Raw genomic sequence first — 19,236 nt, 5'->3', positions numbered from 1 at the left:
GTCATGACCGCCTGTCGGGACAGTCATTTACCACCCGCCGGCGGGGCTACGGCGGCCACATACCGGCGTACCACCAGCTCTTCGGCCTTTTCGTCGGCCAATGGCCAGCACAGCAACGACAGCACGACCCGCACGATCCAGTCCGCGAGCAGCGGATCCGTGATGCCCGTCAGCTCGGCCGCCGCCTGTGAGAGCCGGGGCGAGTCGAAGTCGACGAGGGCTCCGGCACGCACCACACCCGAGGCCAGCGGGTCCGCCCGGACCACCCGCAGGGACGTCAGCACGGCCGCCGCGATCCGCTCGGGCCCGGTCTGCCCGGCCACCGCCTGTGCGATCTCCTGCCCGACCCGCATGACCGCACGCGCCAGCACCCCGTCGCGCAGCGCCTGTTTGCCGCCGACGTGCCGGTACACCGTGGCGCGCGAACAGCCCACGCTGGCGGCGACCTCGTCGATGTTCAACCGGTCCAGGCCTCGGGCCGCGGCGCTCGCGGCCGCGGCGGCATAGATGCGTTCGATGCCCGCGTCGCGGCGGTCGGCGCCGATCAGCCAATCCATCCGCCTGATACTAATCTATTGATTTGTCTCATAGCGAGACGAAATTTCTCAATCCGTCTGCATCACCGCAGCTCGCAGACCGTGCGTGAGACAGCCGAATTCCGGCCTTGACATGCCGTTACGCGAGCCCAAAACTCAAGGCGTGCAACTAGTTTCAGATCTGCTCAGCCCGTCCACGCTGGACGATCCGTATGACTGTTATGCGCAGCTCCGCCTGGCCGGTCCGGTACACCGCGTGCCCGGCACCGACTTCTATCTGGCCACCAACTGGGATGCCGTACAGGAAGCCGTCGGCCGCCCGGAGGACTTCTCCTCCAACCTGACCGCCACCCTGGTGAATGCCGGAGCGCAGACCGGGACGGTTCGGCCCGGAACCTTCGACATGGGAGCCGTCGACACCGCCGGACATGTCCTCGCCACCGGTGACGACCCGCGTCATGCGCACGAACGCAAACTGGTGCTACCGGCGTTGGTGGCCAAGAGGATTCGGGCCCTCGAGCCGGCGATCGCCGACATCGCCCGGCAGCTGTGGCACGACGCGGCGGCGGACGGCCGCATCGAGTGGATGTCCGCCATCGGCGACCGCCTGCCGATGACGTTGGTCGCCAGGCTCATCGGCCTGCCCGACGGCGATGTGCCGCAGCTGGTGCAGTGGGGCTACGGCAGCACCGAACTGCTCAGCGGCGTCTTCGACCTCGAGCACATCGGCACCGCGGTCGAGACATCGGCACAACTCGCCGGCTACCTGTACGCCAAATTCGCTGAAGCACAGGAGAATCCGGGCGACAACCTGCTGGGTGACCTCACCCGTGCGGTGGCCCAGAACACCGTCACGGCCGAGGTGGCGGTGCTGATGCTGCTGCAATTGGTCGGCGCCGGCGGCGAGTCCACCGCCGGGCTGATGGGCAACGCCGCGCGGCTCCTCGCCACCCACCCCGACGTCCAGGAACAGGTGCGCCGTGACCCGCAACTGGTCCCCGCGCTCCTGGAGGAGACGCTGCGACTGGAGTCGCCGTTTCGCAACCATCACCGGCACATCCGGCGGGACACCACGCTGGCGGGTGTTCCGCTGCCCAAAGACGGTCACCTGCTCCTGCTCTGGGGGTCGGCAAACCGCGACCCGGCGGCCTTCGACGACCCCGACCGGCTGCAACTGGGCCGGCCGAACCTGCGCAATCACCTGGCGTTCGGGAAGGGCCTGCATTTCTGCGTCGGCGCGGCGCTGGCCCGCACCGAGGCGCGCATCGGGATCACCACGCTGCTCGAGGCCACCAACTGGTTCGAACTCGCCGGCGCCGAATGGGTGCCGAGCCTCATGGTCCGCCGGCACCTACGACTGGAGCTGCGCTACCGCTGACCGTCGCCGGTGGCGCCGCCGGCGTCGTCCCGCACCATCCGCACCGACACATGCGGCAGCCGCTGCCCCGGCTTGCGGCTGAAGCTGTACTCCCACGACAGTCCACCCCACAGCTGCCAGCCACGGCGACGCGAGATCAGGCACAGTCCGGCCCCGACCGCGGTGCCCACCAGGACGCCGGTCTGCGCCAGCCCGAGGTTCCAGAACGCGGCCACCACCGCGCTGGCCGCGAGCGCGCTCGTCGCGTACAGCGTGTTGCCACCGAAAATCTGCGGTACCCGGTGCGTCGTGAGATCCCGCAATGCGCCGCCGCCGACCGCCGTGATGGTGCCCAGCAGCAGGGCCGGCACCCAGCCGAGCCCCAGCGCCAACGTCTTCTGCGCACCGGCGGTCGCCCAACAACCGAGGGCCAGCGCGTCCACGTAGGGAAACACCGCCTGCCAGCCGCGACCGCCGATCGGCATCAGGAACGCGATCGCCGCGCCGATCACCGCGCACAGCGCGTAGCGAAAGTCCGTGAGCGCCACCGGCGGTCCGTGCTGCAGCAGAGTGTCGCGGATGATGCCGCCGCCCAGCCCGGACAGCAGTGCCAGCGTCAGGAAACCGATCGGATCCATGCGCTCGTCGCGGGCGACGATGCCGCCCAGGATCGCGTTGGTCAGGACACCGGCCAGGTCGATGACGGCGAACAGCTCGCCGAGGGTCGGCACGGGCTATTCGGGCAGGCGCAGCTCGGGCTTCTCGACCTCTTCGATGTTGACATCTTTGAAGGTGATGACCCGGACCTGCTTGACGAACCGCGCCGGCCGGTACATGTCCCAGACCCAGGCGTCGGCCAGACGCAGCTCGAAGTAGACCTCTCCGTCGGCGTTGCGCGGGATCAGCTCGACGCTGTTGGCCAGATAGAACCGCCGCTCCGTCTCGACGACGTAACTGAACTGCCCGACGATGTCCTTGTACTCGCGGTACAGCGAGAGCTCCATCTCGGTTTCATACTTCTCGAGATCCTCGGCACTCATCGGCACAGACTCATCAGTTCAGCGGTCCTTCGGTTTACTCGGTGTTGCAGGGCCATGTCTTGTTCGGATCGGCGGCCGGTTCCCATTTTCCCCTACCCGGATCGGCAGCGCTGCCCTATCGCCGGGTTGGCAGCGAGCTTGCGCACATTGGCGAACGAGAATCTGTGTTCGGGGCAGGGTCCCAGTTCGGCCAGCGCCGCGGTGTGGGCAGCGGTGCTGTACCCCTTGTGGATCGCGAACCCGTAGCCCGGATGGACGCCATCCATCTCGACCATCAGTCGGTCACGGCTGACCTTGGCCAGCACGCTCGCCGCGGCGATGCAGGCGGCCGCGGCGTCCCCGCTGACCACCGGCAGCGACGGCACCGGCAGACCCGGCACCCGGAACCCGTCGGAGAGCACATAACCCGGCCGCAGCGACAGGCCCGCGACCGCGCGCCGCATGCCTTCGATGTTCGCGATGTGCACCCCGCGCCGGTCCACCTCGACCGACGGGATGAACACCACGTGGTACGCCAGCGCGTAACGCCGGATCAACGGGAACAGCCGTTCCCGTTCGGCTTCGTTCAACTTCTTCGAATCATCGAGCGCCGCCAGGCTTTCCAGCCGATTGGGGCCCAGCACACAGGCCGCCACGACGAGCGGGCCGGCACAGGCCCCACGGCCGACCTCGTCAACCCCGGCCACCGGCCCGAGGCCGCCGCGGTACAGCGCGGACTCCAGGGTGCGCAGGCCCGCGGACTTGCGGATCACTGTGCGGGGCGGCCAAACCGGCAACGGAAATCCTAAAACCTATTGTCCGGTCTGCGGATTGACCGTGACCACACCGCCCCAGCGCGACGGCGGCCAGGCGATGAAGCGGGCTTTTCCGATCACATTGGCAACGGGCACCGTGCCCGCGGTCGGATCACCGGTACACATCAGCGCGTTGATGGCGTCCGTCGGCGTGTTCGTGCAGTGCGCGCGCGAGTCGGCCGAGTGGGTGCGGTTGTCCCCCATCACCCAGAGCCGACCGTCCGGCACCTTCACGGGACCGAACTCGTTGCCCAGGCACGGGTCCGTCGCCGGGTCGACCATCATCGTCGCCGGGTCCAGGTACGGCTCCTTGAGCTTCTTGCCGTCGACCGTCAGCCCCGTCGAGTTGCGGCACTGCACCGTCTGGCCACCCACCGCGATGACGCGCTTCACCAGATCGTTCTCATCGGGCGGCACGAAGCCGACGACCGAGAGCGCGTTCTGAATCCAGCGCATGGTCGGGTTGTCCGACCGGATCGACTTGTAGCTGATGTTCCAGTTCGGCGGGCCCTTGAAGACCACCACGTCGCCCGGCTCCGGCGAGCTGAACCGGTAGGTCAGCTTGTCGACCATGATCCGGTCGCCGACGCAGCCGCTGCAGCCGTGCAGCGTGGGCTCCATGGACTCCGACGGAATCAGGTACGGCCGCGCGACGAATGTCAGCACGAGGTAGTACAGCAACACAGCGGTGACGACGAGGACGACGCCTTCGCGCAGCGCGGCCAGCTTCGACTTCGGCTTCTCGTCGGCCTCTTCGGCCTTGGCGGCCGAGTCGGCGGTCGCTGTCGGGTCGGCGTCGTCCGTCGTCGGACTGTCCGGAGTTGTGCTGTCTTCGCTTGGGCCGGTCACGGCACCAGGCTAATCAGTTCGGCGGAAAAGTCGCCGAACAAGCTCAGCGCTTTTCCTTGATCTTGGCCTTCTTGCCACGGAGCTCGCGCAGGTAGTACAGCTTGGCGCGACGGACGTCACCGCGGGTGACGACGTCGATGTGGTCGATGTTCGGCGAGTGCACCGGGAAGGTCCGCTCGACGCCGACGCCGTAGCTCTCCTTGCGGACGGTGAAGGTCTCACCGATACCGCCACCCTGACGACGGATCACGACGCCCTTGAACACCTGGATGCGGTGCTTGTTGCCCTCGATGACCTTGACGTGCACATTGAGGGTGTCGCCGGGGTTGAAGGCCGGGATGTCGTCGCGCAGCGACGCCTGGTCGACGAAGTCCAGCGTTTTCATCGGTGACACTTCCTTGCTAACTCGCGGGCTGCAGCCGCCGGACGCCATGCGGCGCGACGGAAAAGCCATTCTCTTTACGGACGTTGGTCGGATGCCGTAGCGGGCGGGGACACATCCAAAGCAGACGCCGACCCCGCGCCCAGCGCAGACAACTGCTCAATTGTGCCAGACGGCCGCCGGGTGACGAAATCGTGACCCCACCGGGCCCGGTGCAGCCGACATCACAGGCGGCGCCGTCACAGACGTCACACCCAACACACATTTACCCGTTACGCTGATCAATCAGATTTTCATCCATCGTGATCCGAGGAGACCCATGCGCCCGCAGCAATTGAAGCTGCTGACCATCACCGCCGCTGCGGCAACGGTGATGCTCACGGCTGGTTGCGAGGCCAAGGTCTACGGGGCGCCGCCGCCGAACAAGATCGCGCTGACCGTCGTACCGGTCGTCACTGCCCTGGAGATGCCGGAGGCTCCGGCCGCCGAGCCCGCCGCGGCCCTGACGGGCCTCGATGCCCGCGAACGGACCGCCACCAGTGATGCCGCGGCAGCCGGCGCGTCGATCAGCACCGCGGTTCTCGACCGCAACACCGGCCGGCTGATCTCCACCGGCAACACGTCCACCCTGCCCATCGCATCGGTAGCCAAGTTGTTCATCGCCGACGACCTGCTGCTGCAGGAGGCGAAGGGCCAGATCGAGCTCACCGCGGCCGACCGGCAGTCGCTGGACACCATGCTGCGCTCGTCGGACGACTCCGCCGCCGAGATCTTCTGGAATCGCAGTGGCGGCAACAGCGTCGTCACCCGTGTCGCGGCACGCTACGGGCTGACCTCGACGTCGGTGCCGTACGACGGCAAATGGTGGAACACCATGAGCACCACGACCGACCTGGTGCGCTACTACGACCAGCTGTTGAACGGCTCCGGCGGGCTGCCGCCGGAGCGGGCCAGCATCATCCTGGCCGACCTGGCCGCGTCGACCCCCACCGGCGCCGACGGCTACCCGCAGCGCTTCGGCATCCCGGACGGCCTCTACGGCGAACCGGTTGCGGTGAAGCAGGGCTGGATGCCCGAGTGGGGCGGCAACAACTGGATGCACATGTCCACCGGCGTGATCGGCGCCGACCGGCGCTATGTGATGGCGATCGGCTCGCTGCAGCCCACCGATGACGCCACCGCCCGGGCCACGATTACCAACGCGGTGAAGACCATGTTCCCGGGTGGGCGAATCAGCTAGTCCTGCAACAGGTCCGGCCGGCGCTCGCGGGTCCGCTCCAGACCCTGTTCGCGACGCCAGGCGGCCACCTTGGCGTGGTCGCCCGACAGCAGCACCGGGGGCACCTCGAGGTCGCGCCACACCGGCGGCCGGGTGTAGCTCGGCCCCTCCAGCACTCCCCCGACGTGCGCCGAATGCGAATCATCTTGGTGGGAAACCGGATTGCCCAGGACGTCGGGCAGCAGCCGCACCACGGCCTCGATCATCACGAGTGCCGCCGACTCGCCACCGGGCAGCACATAGTCACCGATCGACACCTCTTCGACCCGCATCCGCCGGGCGGCATCGTCGGCGACCCGCTGGTCGATGCCCTCGTAGCGGCCGCAGGCAAACACCAGGTGCCGCTCTTCGGTCCACCGGTGCGCGTGTTCCTGCGTGAACAACCGGCCGGCCGGCGTCGGAACCACCAAAACCGTTTCCGGAGTGCAGATTTCGTCGAGGGCTGCGCCCCAGATCGGCGCTTTCATCACCATGCCGGGGCCGCCGCCGTACGGCGAATCGTCGACCGACTTGTGGACGTCATGCGTCCAGTTCCGCAGATCGTGCACACCGAGTTGGACGGTGCCGTTGGCGATGGCCTTGCCCGGCAGCGACTGCTGTAGGGCGTCGAGATACGCCGGGAAGATGGTGACGACGTCAATCCGCATGGCCGTCAGTCCATCTCGAGCAGGCCGTCGGGTGGATCGATCTCCACCAGACCATCGGCCAGCGACACCGTCGGCACCATCTGGGTGACGAACGGCACCAGCACCTCGGCACCGGATTCCGTTCGGATGGACAGCAATTCACCGCCCGGGGTGTGCAACACCTCGGTCACCACACCCACGTCGACGCCGTCGACCGTGCGGACCTTGAGGCCCTCGAGTTGGTGATCGTAGAACTCGTCGGGCTCGTCGATGGGCGGCAGACTGGCGGAGTCCACCAGAAACAGCGTGCCGCGCAACGCATCTGCCGCATTGCGATCGGTCACGCCGTCGAGGCGGACCAACAACCGGCCGCCGTGCTCGCGCATCGATTCGACGACGAAGGTGCGTTCGGGACCGGGATTTCGGGCTCCCGGCTTACCACGCAGCGATGATCCCGGCGAGAAACGCTCGCCGGGATCATCGGTACGTACTTCGACGACAACCTCGCCGCTGATGCCGTGCGCCTTGACGACGCGGCCGACCACGAGGTCCATATCTACTGGTCGGTGTCCACCACGTCGACGCGGATGCCCCGGCCGCCGATACCGGCGACCAGTGTCCGCAGCGCGGTGGCCGTGCGGCCGCCGCGTCCGATGACCTTGCCCAGGTCATCGGGGTGCACGTGCACCTCGACGGTACGACCGCGGCGGCTGGTCACCATGTCGACCCGGACATCATCCGGGTTGTCGACGATCCCGCGGACCAGATGCTCTACGGCGTCGACGACGACGCTGCTCATTCGGCGGGCGCTTCGGCCTCGGCCTCAGTGGCCTCGGCAGCCTCGGTCTCGGCGGCCGCCTCAGCCGCCTCTTCCTTCTTGTCCTTGCGCTTCTTCAGCGTGACGGCCTCGCCACCGGGGGCGGCGTCGGCGTTGGCCAGCGCGGCGTTGAACAGATCCAGCTTGGACGGCTTGGGCTCCTTGACCTTCAGGGTGCCCTCGGCGCCCGGCAGGCCCTTGAACTTCTGCCAGTCACCGGTGATCTTCAGCAGGGCGGCGACCGGCTCGGTCGGCTGTGCGCCGACGCCCAGCCAGTACTGCGCGCGCTCCGAATCGATCTCGATCAGGCTCGGCTCTTCCTTCGGGTGGTACCGGCCGATGACCTCGATGGCGCGGCCGTCGCGGCGGGTGCGCGCGTCGGCGACGATGATGCGGTACTGGGGGTTGCGGATCTTGCCAAGCCGGGTGAGCTTGATCTTGACAGCCATGTTCTGCACTTCTCCTGATGATTGCCACGCTGCAATTCAGCGACTCAGGCGGATTGCCCGGTCCGGTCTTGCCTCACGTGTGTGACCGCCGCGCGGCGCATTGAACGAGTCGCGGACAGACAGCCGACCATTCTGCCAGAGCAGCCGCGACCGGCCCAAATCCCGAGGAGGCGCTGAACCACACATCGCTGGAGGCGACTCAGACCACCCGGTCGAAGCACTTGGTCTCGACGCGTCGGGTCATGCGCCAGCCCTCGGCGGTACGGACGAACTCGTCCTCGTACCAGAGACCGCAGAACAGCACCTGGGGCTGCGCGTCGGCCACCGCCGAGCCTTGCCCCGTCGCTTCGCTAGCCCCGGTGGGCAACACCATGGGGTTGAAGCAGATGGTGCGCGATTTCGCGGTGTCCCCGGTGATGGTGACGTCGAAGTTGCCGAGCATGTGGGCGTAGGCCGGGAAATTCGGCAGCACCTGCGCCAGCCATTCCTTGACCTCGGGGAAATGTCCGTCGATGCCGCCCATCGCGCGGTAGTCGATGTAGGCGTCGGGCGTGAAGACCTGCGCCAGATCCTCGAATTGCCGGGTATCGATGGCCGTCGAGTACGCGACCAGCAGCTGTTGAATTTCCAGACGGTCCGAGATCTCTTCGAGGCTCAGCATGGTCCGATTGAACACCACGGCACGCCAGACCTCGTCGCGATCCCCGGACGTGCCGTCGGCCAGACCGCTATGGCGCTGCGGGATCGGCGAGCGCGGTGCGGAGCGATCCGACCAGAGTCGCCCGAGCGCGCTCGTTGACTCGACGACTCAGCGCGAGATACAGCTGGACGTTGGGAATGGTGGGAAGGTCCTCGATACGGTGCAGTCCGTGCGGGATCGGCCCGGTGCGCGGGAGCGCCGTGACACCGGCACCGTTTCGGACGGTGGTCAGCACCGACGCCAGATTCGAACACTCCTTCACCACCCGGTGCCGACGCTTCCCGAGGGCTGCGATCGCCAGATCGCGCACTGCGCAGGGCCTTTCGAACAACACGACCTGATCCCGAGGCGCATCGTCCAGACCGACCCACTGCAGCGGCAGCGACGCCACCGATTTACTTGCCCGGCTGGCCTGATTGAGCATCAAGGCAACATCTGCGCGCGAGTCATCGGCAAGTCGACGAACTTGGGCGCTGCGCGTGAGGCGCAACCGGATGTGCTTGTCGGGAAACACTTTTGACAGCGCATTCGTGACGGTGGGGACGAGATATTCGGCGGCGTGCTCGGTTGCGGCGACGAGCAATTCGTCCGGTTGCGGACCTCGCAACGTCTGAACCGCTTCGTCGTGTTCCTGGAGAATCAGCCGCGCACGAAGTGCCAGCTCCTCGCCGTCGCTGGTCAGCCCGATACCGCGACCTTGGCCCTCGACGAGTCGGCAGCCCAGTTCCCGTTCGAGCCGGCGCAGGTGCCCGCTGACCGCCGCGGGCGACAAGTACAACGCCTCAGCGGCCCGACGTACCCCAGAGAACGCGACCACGGCGACAAAAGACCGCAGTGCCGCGATATCGAGCGTCGTCATGTCTGCAGTCTGCCACGTCATTGTTCACAAAACGTGAACAGACTGGAGGTGACCACCGGACGTCGCCAAGCTCAAACTCATGGACCACAAGCGTCTTTCGACGAAGCTCGCTGCACCTACCGTGCTGTTGTACGCCGCGGGCTACCCCATCGGGGCCGCGACGGTGTCGGTGATGTCGCCGTTCCTGGTGATCTTGTTGAGGTTTGCCGCGTCGGCGGTCGTCCTGTGGTCAATCCTGGCCATCTGGCGCCGACCGCTGCCGACCCGAGCTCAGATCGGCCATGCCGTCATCGCGGGACTGCTCACCCAAGGGGTCCAATTCCTGAGCTTGTACTGGGGTTTGGCTCACGGCGTGTCATCAGGCCTTGCGTCATTGATAATCGCGCTGAACCCGGTTTTGACCGCCGCATTGATGGCTGCGCTGCTGGGTCATCGAGAGTCGCGGCGAGGCATGGTGGCGCTCGTCCTGGCGACCGCCGCTGTCGGGCTGGCCTGCGCACCGCGGATCGTGCACGACCACAACGCAGGATTCCCGATCATCGCCGTGGTCGTCGCGATGGTGGGCCTCTCCGCCGGCGGCGTGTACCAGGGCAGACATTGCGCCGGTGCGGATCCGATGGCCGTCACAGCGATAGGGCTGACTGCCTCCACCCCGCTGGCCGGCATCGCCGCGGCGACCGCGCCGATGACGTGCTCGGACTGGCCGCGCGCGATCACGCTGCTGGCAATCATGGTGGTGTTCTCGTCGGTCGGGGCAGCAACGCTGTATTCCATCTGCATCAAACAGGCCGGGGCGCGCGCCGCATCCATCTTGTTCGCCGTCATTCCCGCCGCCGCCAGCGTCATGGCATGGCTCACGCTGGGTGATCGATTGCCGGTGTTGGCGATATGTGGCCTGGTTCTCGGCGCCGCCGCGTGCATCCTCCAGGCGCGTACCGCGCCGCAAGCGCCACGCCCGCCCGGCACCGGGCGGGCGTCCAAGGAGCCGCGGCGAGTCAGCGCCCCACAGGTTGAGCCAGTAGGCTCCTCGCTCCATGAGAAGGTTCGCAACCGCCGTCACGGCGGCCCTGACGCTCATGTTCCCGGTCACGCCGCTGGCAGCCGCTGACCCCGACATCCAGCCGGTCGGCACCGTACAGATCCCGGCGGGGCCGGCCCCGGCCTGGATCGTCGCCGACATGGACTCGGGCCAGATTCTCGCCGGACAGGACATCGACGTGCGGCATCCGCCCGCCAGCACCATCAAGACGCTGCTGGCGCTGACCGCGCTCGGTGAACTGCCGAGCCTCGATGCGACCGTGGCCGGCACCGTCGCCGACACCCAGGTGGAGTGCAACTGCGCCGGCATCGTCCCCGGCCACGTCTACACCGCGCGCCAGCTGCTGGACGCGGTGCTGCTCGCCTCGGGCAATGACGCGGCCAATGCCCTGGCCGACATGATCGGCGGCTACGACGTCGCCGTCGCCAAGATGAACGCCAAGGCCGCCGCGATCGGCGCCGTCGACACCCACGCCGCCACCCCGTCGGGCCTCGACGGCGCGGGCGGCTCGGGCTGGACCACGCCGCGCGACCTGGCCATCATCTTCCGCGCCGCGATGGCCAACCCGTACTTCGCCCAGATCACCGCGCAGCCCGCGGCGACGTTCCCCGGCAAGAACGGCAACGAGCAGATCGTCAACGAGAACCAGCTGCTGCAGCGGTACCCCGGCGCCATCGGCGGCAAGACCGGGTTCACCAACGCCGCCAAGAAGACGTACGTCGCCGCAGCCGACCGCGGCGGACGCCGCCTGGTCATCGCGATGATGTACGGCATGGTGCACGAGGGCGGACCGACCTACTGGGACCAGGCCTCCCAGTTGCTGGATTGGGGCTTCGCGCAGGACCGCTCGGTCAGCGTCGGCTCGCTCTAAACGAAGCAACCGATACCCGACCGGAATCTCGGCGCGAGCTGATCGCAGCCTGGAATCCGTAGCGTCGGCGCTCGTGCGCAAACTGTTCACGGCCACCGCGCTGACCCTCGGCGCACTACTGGTGACGCCGATCGCAACACCCCTCGCGACGGCCGAACCGACCGGGCAACCGACGGGGGCACAAGCGCTGGCGAACGGCCCCGCCAAAGCCTGGCTCGTCGCCGACCTCGATACGGGCCAGGTACTGGCGTCGCAGGACCCGGGCGGCTCGTACGCGCCGGCCAGCACCATCAAGCCGTTGCTGGCCATGGTCGTACTGGACAACCTCCGGCCGGATGCCCTGGGCCGGGCCAACGAGTCGCACACCAAGGTCGAGTGCTCGTGTGTCGGGCTCAAACCCGGCCAGGTCTATTCCGTGCGCCAGCTCCTCGACGGGCTGCTCATGGTGTCGGGTAACGACGCCGCGAACATGCTGGCAGACATGCTCGGCGGCCAGCGCGTCACGGTGGCCGCCATGAACCGCAAGGCCGCCGCGCTCGGCGCCCGCAGCACCCGCGCCGGCTCACCGTCCGGGCTCGACGGCCCCGGCTGGGAATCGATCACCACCCCGCGCGATCTCGGGGTGATCTACCGGACGGCGCTGACCTACCCGGTGATCGCCGAGATCTTCCGGCAGACGTCCGCGCAGTTTCCCGGCAAGACCCTCACCAGTCAGAACGAGTTGCTGACCGGTTACCCGGGCGATTTCGCCGGCAAGACCGGCTATACGGACCGGGCCCGCAAGACCTATGTGGGTGCGGCGCAACGCGGCAACCACCGGCTGGTCGTGGTGCAGATGTACGGCACCGGCGATCTCTATCCGCAGGCCCGGCAGCTGCTGGACTGGGGTTTCAGCCAGTACGCCTGAGTCAGTAGACCCTGCCGCGCAGGATCACCAGCGCAGGGTGGTCGAGCACACCCGGTAGCCGTGGGTCGTCGGCGTAGCAGACCAGGTCGGCCGACGCGCCGTGCTCAAGCGCCGGACGCCCCAACCACTTTCGTGCGTCCCAGCTGGCCGCCCCCAGCGCGTCCGTCGGGCTCAGCCCCACCCGGCCGAGGGCGGCGACCTCGTCGGCGATGCGGCCGTGGGCGATCATGCCGCCGGCGTCGGTGCCCGCGTAGATGGGAACCCCGGCCTCGTGGGCGGCACCGACCCGCTGCGGGCACGTCGCATAGAGGTCGCGCATGTGCTTGGCGTAGGCCGGGAACTTGGCCGCCTTCTCCGCGATCCCCGGGAAATTCTCGATGTTGATCAGCGTCGGCACCAGCGCCGTGCCGTGGGCCAGCATCAGCTCGATGATGTCGTCGGTGATCCCGGTGCCGTGCTCGATGCAGTCGATGCCGGCGTTGATCAGCCCCGGCAGCGCGTCCTCGCCGAACACGTGCGCCGTGACCCGGGCACCGTTTGCATGTGCGGCGCCGATGGCCTGCTTCAGAACTTCGTCGGACCACAGTGGCGTCAGGTCACCAACGCCCCGGTCGATCCAGTCGCCGACCAGCTTGACCCAGCCGTCACCGCGACGGGCTTGTTCGGCGACGTACTGCGGCAGCTGCGACTCGTCCTCGACGTCGATGGGCAGCCCGGGCAGGTAGCGCTTGGGCCGCGCCAGGTGCCGACCCGCCCGGATGATCCGCGGCAGGTCGTCACGGTCGTCGAAGCTGCGGGTGTCGACCGGCGATCCGGCGTCGCGCAGGAGCAGCGCACCGGCCTGCCGCTCGGTTTCGGCCTGCCGCTCGGCCTCGTCGGGTTCGACGGCGCCACCCGGCCCGATGCCCACGTGACAGTGCGCGTCGACCAGGCCGGGGATGATCCAGCCACCGTCGAAGATGGTGTCGGCGTTCGCGATCGGCTCGGCCGACAGCACTCCGTCGTGTATCCACCACTGCACCTCGTCGCCGTCGGGCAAGCCCCGACCGCGGATGTGCATCGAGGCGAGCGAAGCGACGGGAGAGGCCGTAGCCATCGGCTTACTTCTTCGGGAACTTCAGCTGTGACAGATCGAAGTCGGCAAGGCCCGGCGGCAACTCGTTGAGCCCCTGCGGCATGTTCGACAGGTCCGGGAAACCGCCCGGCAGCGCGCTCGGGTCGAGACCGAACGGGTTGGCGGCCGCCTTCGGCGCCGTCGGGCCCCGTCCGCCCTTGCGGCCCTTGCCCGCCTGCTTGTTCTTACCCTTGGCTGCCTTACGAGAGTTCTTGCGGCCGAACGGCATTCCCATCTGGCCGGCCATCTGCGACATCATCTTGCGGGCCTCGAAGAAGCGGTCGACCAGCTGGTTGACCTCGGCCACGGTGACGCCGGAGCCGTTCGCGATGCGCAGCCGCCGCGAGGCGTTGATGATCTTCGGATCGGACCGCTCGGCGGGGGTCATGCCGCGGATGATGGCCTGGATGCGGTCCAGGTGGCTGTCGTCGACGGCGGCCAGGGCATCCTTCATCTGACCGGCACCGGGCAGCATGCCCAGGAGGTTCCCGATGGGACCCATCTTGCGGATCATCAGCATCTGCTCGAGGAAGTCCTCGAGCGTCAGTTCGCCGGAGCCGATCTTGGCGGCGGCCTCTTCGGCCTTCTTCTGGTCGAAGACCTGCTCGGCCTGCTCGATCAGGGTGAGGACGTCGCCCATGCCCAGGATTCGCGACGCCATACGGTCCGGATGGAAGACGTCGAAGTCCTCGAGCTTCTCACCGGCGGAAGCGAACAGGATCGGCGCGCCGGTGACCTCGCGGACGGACAGCGCCGCACCACCGCGGGCGTCGCCGTCCAGCTTGGTCAGCACGACACCGGTGAAGCCGACGCCCTCGCGGAAGGCGTTGGCGGTGGTCACGGCGTCCTGACCGATCATCGCATCGAGGACGAACAGCGTCTCGTCGGGCTTGACGGCGTCGCGGATCGCGGCGGCCTGGGCCATCAGTTCTTCGTCGATACCGAGGCGGCCGGCGGTGTCGACGATCACGACGTCGAAGTGTTTGGCCTTGGCCTCGGCCAGACCCGCGGCGGCGACCGACACCGGGTCACCGGTGGTCATCTGGTCGATGGTCACGCCGTCGGGCGAGACTCCCGGATGCGGCGCGAAGACGTTGACGCCCGCCCGCTCACCGACGATCTGCAGCTGGTTGACCGCGCCCGGGCGCTGCAGGTCACAGGCCACCAGCAGCGGCGTATGTCCTTGCTCCTTGAGCCATTTCGACAGCTTGCCGGCGAGGGTGGTCTTACCCGAACCCTGCAGACCCGCCAGCATGATGACCGTCGGCGGCGTCTTGGCGAACGCCAGCTGGCGCGTCTCACCACCGAGGATGCCGATGAGCTCCTCATTGACGATCTTGACGACCTGCTGCGCCGGGTTGAGCGCACCGGAGACCTCGGCGCCCTTGGCACGGTCCTTGATCCGGCCGATGAACTCGCGCGTGACCGGCAGCGACACGTCGGCCTCGAGCAGGGCCAGGCGGATTTCGCGGGCGGTGGCGTCGATATCGGCGTCGGTCAGCCGGCCCTTGCCGCGCAGACCCGACAGCGCACCGGTCAACCGGTCGGACAGGGATTCAAACACGGGGTTAAGCCTAACCGCAGCGCCTGCCGCCGGTACTTCGGCACCACCGTCCCCTTGACACGGCGACACCCGGGCGCGCAGTATTTCATCATGCGATGAATTCATTGCCTGATGAATTAATTGAGGAGCCTGAGATGACCACCTTGAACAGCACGGACGTCGTCGTGGTCGGCGCCGGTCCGACGGGCCTGACGCTGGCGTGCGAACTGGCCATGCGCGGCGTCGCGGTCCAGTTGCTCGAACGACGCCGCGACATCCCGAACATCACCCGGGCTTTCGGCGTGCACGCGCGGACGCTGGAACTGCTGGACGCCCGCGGTCTGGCCGACGAACTCGTACAGCGCGGGCTCCCGGTCCAGACCGTGAGCCCCGTCCCGGGGGCGACGATCAACCTGCAGGAACTGCCCACCCGCTACCCCATGGTGCTGATGGCACCGCAAAGCCTGACCGAACGGGTGCTGACCGCACGCGCCATCGAGCTCGGTGTCGAAATCCGCTACGGCGCAGAGATCGTCGGCCTGACGCAGGACCGCGACGGCGTCACCGTGCGGCTCGCGGACCAGAGCACGGTGCGCACCGGTTACCTCGTCGGCTGCGACGGTGCGCACAGCGCGGTACGCACGATGCTGGGCATCGGGTTCGCCGGCAAGCAGTACCAGACCCACATCCTGCTGGCCGATGTGCAGCTGGCGAACCCACCGGCTGACGGGCTCGCCGCCGCGACCAGTCCCGAAGGCGTCGTGCTGCTGGTCCCGTTCGGCGACGGCTGGTTCCGCGCCATCGCGTGGGACCGGACCCGGGAGGACGTACCACTCAGCGAGCCGGTGCCACTTTCAGAGATCAGGCAGTCCCTGCTCCGGATCGCGAAGACCGACTTCGGCGTCGGCGAGATGCGCTGGAGCACCCGGTTCCTGTCCGAGCGGCGACAGGCCGACCGCTATCGCGTCGGGCGCTGCTTCATCGCCGGCGACGCGGCCCACGTGCACTCGCCCCTCGGCGCGCAAGGCATGAACACCGGAATCCAGGATGCGATGAACTTGGGCTGGAAGCTGGCGTCGGCCGTCAAGGGCACCGCGCCGGGCTGGCTCTTGGACAGTTATCAGCGCGAACGCCATGCCGTCGGCGCGAAGGTGCTCAAACTCACCGACGCGTTCAATCAGCTGGTGCTGGGCCGCAGCCTGCCGCGGCGAGTGCTGCGGCGCATCGCGATCACCGCGCTGTTGAGCACCGGGCCGACCCGGCGCGCCATGGGTGGCCGCCTCAGCGGAATCGCCATCAGTTATCCACGCAAGCGCGCCGACCACCGATTGGTCGGGCAGCGAATGCCCGACGTGGCGTGCGCGGGCACCCGGGTCTACGAACTGTTGCGTGACGGCCGCTTCCTACTGCTGACCAAGAGCGACCCGGCACTCGGCCGCACGGACATCAACTGCGCAGTCACGGACGACGACCAATTGCCGCCCGCCGTGCTGGTCCGGCCCGACGGCTATGTCGCGTGGGCCGGCGAGGCGGCCGAGGTCGGTGCCGCCGTCCGGAATTGGTGCGGCAGCGCCGAACTCGCTAACTCACCTCAGCAGTAATCACGGCGGGCTTGGCCGGCACGGGCGCAGGCAGCACCGCGTACAGATCCTGCTCGAACGCGGCTCGGGCCTCGGCGGCGGTGAAGGCCTCCGGAACCACCAGTCCGAATGCGTCGACGACGGTGGCGCCCAACGTCGTCACCTTCGCCCAGGCGACGTCGACGCCCTTGCGCTCGACCACAGCGGCCAGGCGGGCGAGCAGGCCAGGCCGGTCGGCGCTGCGGATCTGGACGACCAACTCATCGTCCGAAGAGCCGTCGAACCACCGGACCCGGGGTGGCGCGATCGCGTGATAGCCGGGCACCGCTGCGGGAATCTCGCCGGCCCGCCGGGTCGGGGCCGGAGTTTCCTCGTCCCGCTGCTCGAGCGCGGCGATCACGTCGAGATCGCCGTCGAGCGCCAGGATGAACTGCTGGCGCAGCAGTTCGGCGGCCGGCGGCGAGCCGAAGTGCGGCGACACCACGAACGTGTTGATCGCCAGCCCTTCGTGGCTGTTGACCGACGCCGAATGCACGCGCAGCGAGTGCAGGGCCAGCACCCCGGCGGCCTTCGACAGCAGGCCGCGGCGGTCCGGGGCGAGCATCGTGACGTTGAACAGGTGCGCACTGTCCGCCGCCGTGAGCTCCACATGGACACCGCTCTGGTCGGCACGCGAAAGCAGTTGCGGATCAATGGGATCGGGATGCGGCAGGTCCTCCCCCGCCATCATCATCCGGCAGCGCCGGACCAGATCGCCGATCAGCGAGGCCTTCCAGTCACCCCACACACCGGGACCGGTGGCGAGCGAATCCGCCTCGGCCAGCGCGTGCAGCAGCTCCAGCAGCTGCCCGTCGCCGCCCAGTGCGTCGACCACCGCGGCGATGGTGTTGGGGTCCTGCAGGTCTCGACGGGTCGCCGTCTCCGGCAGCAACAGGTGGTAGCGCACCATCTTGACCAGCACTTCGATATCGGCCGGCCACAGGCCCAGCCGGATGCCGATCTGATTGGCCAGTTCGGCGCCGATCACACTGTGGTCGCCGCCCCTGCCCTTGCCGATGTCATGCAGCAGCGCACCCAGCACCAGCAGGTCGGGCCGGTCCACGCGGGTGGTGAAAGCGCTTGCCCGGGAGACGGTTTCGATCAGATGCCGGTCGACGGTCCAGATGTGCACGACGTCGCGCGGCGGCAGGTCACGGATCGCGCCCCACTCCGGGAACAGCCGGCCCCACAGCCCGGTCCGGTCGAGGGCCTCCACGGTGGACACCGCGCCCGGCCCCGCCGCCAGCATCACCAACAGGTCGTTGAGCGCTTCCTTCGGCCACGGTGCCCGCAGTTCGGGCGCCGACTCGGCAAGCCGCGCCAATGTCGAGGCCGCGATGGGCAGGCCGTTGGTGGCCGCTGCGGCGGCCACTCGCAGGATCAGGCCGGGGTCGCGCTGCGGCTTGGCGTCGCGGGCCAGGATGACCTCGCCACCGAACTCGAGTACGCCCTCGTCCAGTGGTCGCCGGACGGGTCGTTTGAGCGCCGCAAAGCCTCTGCGCGGCAGGGCATTCCCCGCGGTACGCACGCCGGCGTCCACGTAGAAGCTGATGGTGCGGGCGGCATCGCTGATCATGCGCGCCAGATCGAAGCGGTCCCCGATACCCAGTGCGGAGCCGACCTCGTCGGCGTACTGGGCCAGTACCATCTCGCGGCCCTTGTGCGAGACACGATGGAGCTCGGTGCGAACGTTGAGCAGTGCCAGGTGGGCGTCGCCCAGGGTGCCGATGGGTGAAGCCACGGAACGACTCGGGTAGACGTCGGCCAACTGCGCCATGGCCAGTGCGTTGAGCAGCTGCACATCCCGCAGGCCGCCGCGACCGTTCTTGAGATCCGGCTCCGCGCGGTGCGCGATCTGACCGGAACGTTCCCACCGCGCCGCGGCGTGTTCGATCAATTCCGTGAAACGGGACGTGATCCCGGTCCGCCATTGCCGCCTGGCGCCGCCGACCAAGAGCGACGACAGATCAGAATCGCCCGCGATGTGCCGGGCGTCGAGCATGGCCAGCCCGGCAGAGACGTCGCCGGCTGCTGTCTTGAGCGCCTGCGGCACCGTCCGGACACTGTGGTCGAGGTGAATGTTGGCGTCCCACAACGGGTACCACAGCGCCTCGGCGACCTCGGTGACCTCGGCCTGCGGCAGGTCGTCGTGCAACAGCATCAAATCCAGGTCCGAGTACGGCAGCATCTCTCGCCGTCCGAGACCGCCGGTGGCCACGATGGAGAACCCACTGGTCTCGGTGATGCCGATCTCGGTTGCCTTTGCGGCAAGCCAGAATTCGTACAGATCGACCAGCGCCTCGCGCAACGCCACCGAATCGAGGCGGCGCGCGCCGCCGGTGAGCAACTGCTCGACAGCAGCGCTCAGGTCGCTCGCCGGACGGGTTGATCCCGCTGCCGAAGCAGGCGAAACCGAAGTATCGTCGGCTCCGGCAGCGGAATCTGGTGTCTGCAT

At 68.1% G+C, this 19,236-nt stretch carries 20 protein-coding genes and 1 pseudogene; 6 read left to right on the top strand and 15 right to left on the bottom strand.

The annotated features are described in order from the left end of the window. Nucleotides 1-23: 23 nt before the first annotated feature. Nucleotides 24-557 carry a TetR/AcrR family transcriptional regulator gene (locus tag VXD91_RS14770; protein ID WP_212811886.1) on the bottom strand — a complete coding sequence of 178 codons (534 nt, stop codon included), beginning with the start codon at nucleotides 555-557 and terminating at the stop codon, nucleotides 24-26. A 142-nt stretch (nucleotides 558-699) separates the two neighbouring features. Here VXD91_RS14770 and VXD91_RS14765 point away from each other — a divergent pair, with 142 nt between their 5' ends. After that, nucleotides 700-1,914: a cytochrome P450 gene (locus VXD91_RS14765; protein WP_212811887.1), complete on the top strand. Its 1,215-nt coding sequence runs from the start codon at nucleotides 700-702 to the stop codon at nucleotides 1,912-1,914. On the opposite strand, the gene VXD91_RS14760 is transcribed toward VXD91_RS14765, so the two are convergent. The 5 genes and pseudogenes from VXD91_RS14760 to rplS form a co-directional block, all read right to left on the bottom strand. After that, on the bottom strand, nucleotides 1,905-2,624 hold the full coding sequence (locus VXD91_RS14760; RefSeq protein ID WP_244872588.1) for a TRIC cation channel family protein: 720 nt from the start codon (nucleotides 2,622-2,624) through the stop codon (nucleotides 1,905-1,907). The genes VXD91_RS14765 and VXD91_RS14760 overlap by 10 nt on opposite strands. Nucleotides 2,625-2,627: 3 nt before the next feature. Further along, nucleotides 2,628-2,933, bottom strand: a complete 306-nt coding sequence (locus tag VXD91_RS14755; RefSeq protein WP_003893809.1) for a DUF2469 domain-containing protein — start codon at nucleotides 2,931-2,933, stop codon at nucleotides 2,628-2,630. A 131-nt stretch (nucleotides 2,934-3,064) separates the two neighbouring features. Further along, nucleotides 3,065-3,709 (bottom strand): annotated as a pseudogene (locus VXD91_RS14750) (ribonuclease HII); the annotation flags it as partial. Nucleotides 3,710-3,724: 15 nt separating this feature from the next. Beyond that, nucleotides 3,725-4,576 (bottom strand): signal peptidase I, encoded by an 852-nt coding sequence (gene lepB, locus VXD91_RS14745; RefSeq protein ID WP_064860427.1) that lies wholly within the window; start codon nucleotides 4,574-4,576, stop codon nucleotides 3,725-3,727. Nucleotides 4,577-4,619: 43 nt separating this feature from the next. Beyond that, a complete protein-coding gene (gene rplS / locus VXD91_RS14740; protein WP_020103768.1) occupies nucleotides 4,620-4,961 on the bottom strand; it encodes a 50S ribosomal protein L19 in 342 nt (113 codons plus the stop codon). A gap of 316 nt (nucleotides 4,962-5,277) precedes the next feature. On the opposite strand from rplS, the gene VXD91_RS14735 reads away from it, so the two are divergent. Continuing rightward, complete coding sequence (locus tag VXD91_RS14735; protein WP_346415763.1) at nucleotides 5,278-6,198, top strand: serine hydrolase; 921 nt, start codon at nucleotides 5,278-5,280, stop codon at nucleotides 6,196-6,198. Here the strand turns inward: VXD91_RS14735 and trmD are convergent. The 6 genes from trmD to VXD91_RS14705 form a co-directional block, all read right to left on the bottom strand. Next, nucleotides 6,195-6,884 carry a tRNA (guanosine(37)-N1)-methyltransferase TrmD gene (gene trmD / locus VXD91_RS14730; RefSeq protein ID WP_226521596.1) on the bottom strand — a complete coding sequence of 230 codons (690 nt, stop codon included), beginning with the start codon at nucleotides 6,882-6,884 and terminating at the stop codon, nucleotides 6,195-6,197. The genes VXD91_RS14735 and trmD overlap by 4 nt on opposite strands. A gap of 5 nt (nucleotides 6,885-6,889) precedes the next feature. Beyond that, nucleotides 6,890-7,417 (bottom strand): ribosome maturation factor RimM, encoded by a 528-nt coding sequence (rimM, locus tag VXD91_RS14725; protein WP_226521595.1) that lies wholly within the window; start codon nucleotides 7,415-7,417, stop codon nucleotides 6,890-6,892. 2 nt (nucleotides 7,418-7,419) lie between these two features. Then, nucleotides 7,420-7,662: an RNA-binding protein gene (locus VXD91_RS14720; protein ID WP_003881089.1), complete on the bottom strand. Its 243-nt coding sequence runs from the start codon at nucleotides 7,660-7,662 to the stop codon at nucleotides 7,420-7,422. Further along, the gene (gene rpsP, locus VXD91_RS14715) at nucleotides 7,659-8,129 is read right to left on the bottom strand and encodes a 30S ribosomal protein S16 (protein WP_029105754.1); all 471 of its coding nucleotides are present in this window, start codon (nucleotides 8,127-8,129) and stop codon (nucleotides 7,659-7,661) included. Before rpsP ends, VXD91_RS14720 begins: the two co-directional genes overlap by 4 nt. Nucleotides 8,130-8,328: 199 nt before the next feature. Continuing rightward, entirely contained in the window at nucleotides 8,329-8,790 is a 462-nt protein-coding gene (locus VXD91_RS14710) for a nuclear transport factor 2 family protein (RefSeq protein ID WP_226522124.1), read from the bottom strand. 67 nt (nucleotides 8,791-8,857) lie between these two features. Then, on the bottom strand, nucleotides 8,858-9,688 hold the full coding sequence (locus VXD91_RS14705; RefSeq protein WP_346415761.1) for a LysR family transcriptional regulator: 831 nt from the start codon (nucleotides 9,686-9,688) through the stop codon (nucleotides 8,858-8,860). A gap of 79 nt (nucleotides 9,689-9,767) precedes the next feature. Between VXD91_RS14705 and VXD91_RS14700 the strand changes: the two genes are divergently transcribed. From VXD91_RS14700 to VXD91_RS14690, 3 genes are all read left to right on the top strand, one after another. Beyond that, nucleotides 9,768-10,796 (top strand): DMT family transporter, encoded by a 1,029-nt coding sequence (locus tag VXD91_RS14700; RefSeq protein ID WP_346415759.1) that lies wholly within the window; start codon nucleotides 9,768-9,770, stop codon nucleotides 10,794-10,796. Then, a complete protein-coding gene (locus VXD91_RS14695) occupies nucleotides 10,723-11,598 on the top strand; it encodes a D-alanyl-D-alanine carboxypeptidase family protein (protein ID WP_226521592.1) in 876 nt (291 codons plus the stop codon). Before VXD91_RS14700 ends, VXD91_RS14695 begins: the two co-directional genes overlap by 74 nt. Nucleotides 11,599-11,680: 82 nt before the next feature. Further along, complete coding sequence (locus tag VXD91_RS14690) at nucleotides 11,681-12,505, top strand: serine hydrolase (RefSeq protein ID WP_226522123.1); 825 nt, start codon at nucleotides 11,681-11,683, stop codon at nucleotides 12,503-12,505. Nucleotide 12,506: 1 nt separating this feature from the next. Here the strand turns inward: VXD91_RS14690 and VXD91_RS14685 are convergent, their stop codons facing one another. Next, nucleotides 12,507-13,601: an amidohydrolase family protein gene (locus tag VXD91_RS14685; RefSeq protein ID WP_346415757.1), complete on the bottom strand. Its 1,095-nt coding sequence runs from the start codon at nucleotides 13,599-13,601 to the stop codon at nucleotides 12,507-12,509. 4 nt (nucleotides 13,602-13,605) lie between these two features. Next, nucleotides 13,606-15,183, bottom strand: a complete 1,578-nt coding sequence (ffh, locus tag VXD91_RS14680) for a signal recognition particle protein (protein WP_138248812.1) — start codon at nucleotides 15,181-15,183, stop codon at nucleotides 13,606-13,608. A 134-nt stretch (nucleotides 15,184-15,317) separates the two neighbouring features. Here ffh and VXD91_RS14675 point away from each other — a divergent pair, with 134 nt between their 5' ends. Beyond that, complete coding sequence (locus VXD91_RS14675; protein ID WP_346415756.1) at nucleotides 15,318-16,763, top strand: FAD-dependent monooxygenase; 1,446 nt, start codon at nucleotides 15,318-15,320, stop codon at nucleotides 16,761-16,763. On the opposite strand, the gene VXD91_RS14670 is transcribed toward VXD91_RS14675, so the two are convergent. Then, a complete protein-coding gene (locus VXD91_RS14670) occupies nucleotides 16,744-19,236 on the bottom strand; it encodes a [protein-PII] uridylyltransferase (RefSeq protein WP_293020805.1) in 2,493 nt (830 codons plus the stop codon). The two genes, VXD91_RS14675 and VXD91_RS14670, sit on opposite strands and share 20 nt — an antisense overlap.

This window comes from Mycobacterium sp. SM3041, from assembly GCF_039668335.1.
Classification (GTDB): Bacteria; Actinomycetota; Actinomycetes; order Mycobacteriales; family Mycobacteriaceae; genus Mycobacterium.
Note: the sequence above shows the minus strand (reverse complement) of the source record. Positions and strands in the feature narration are given on the sequence as shown.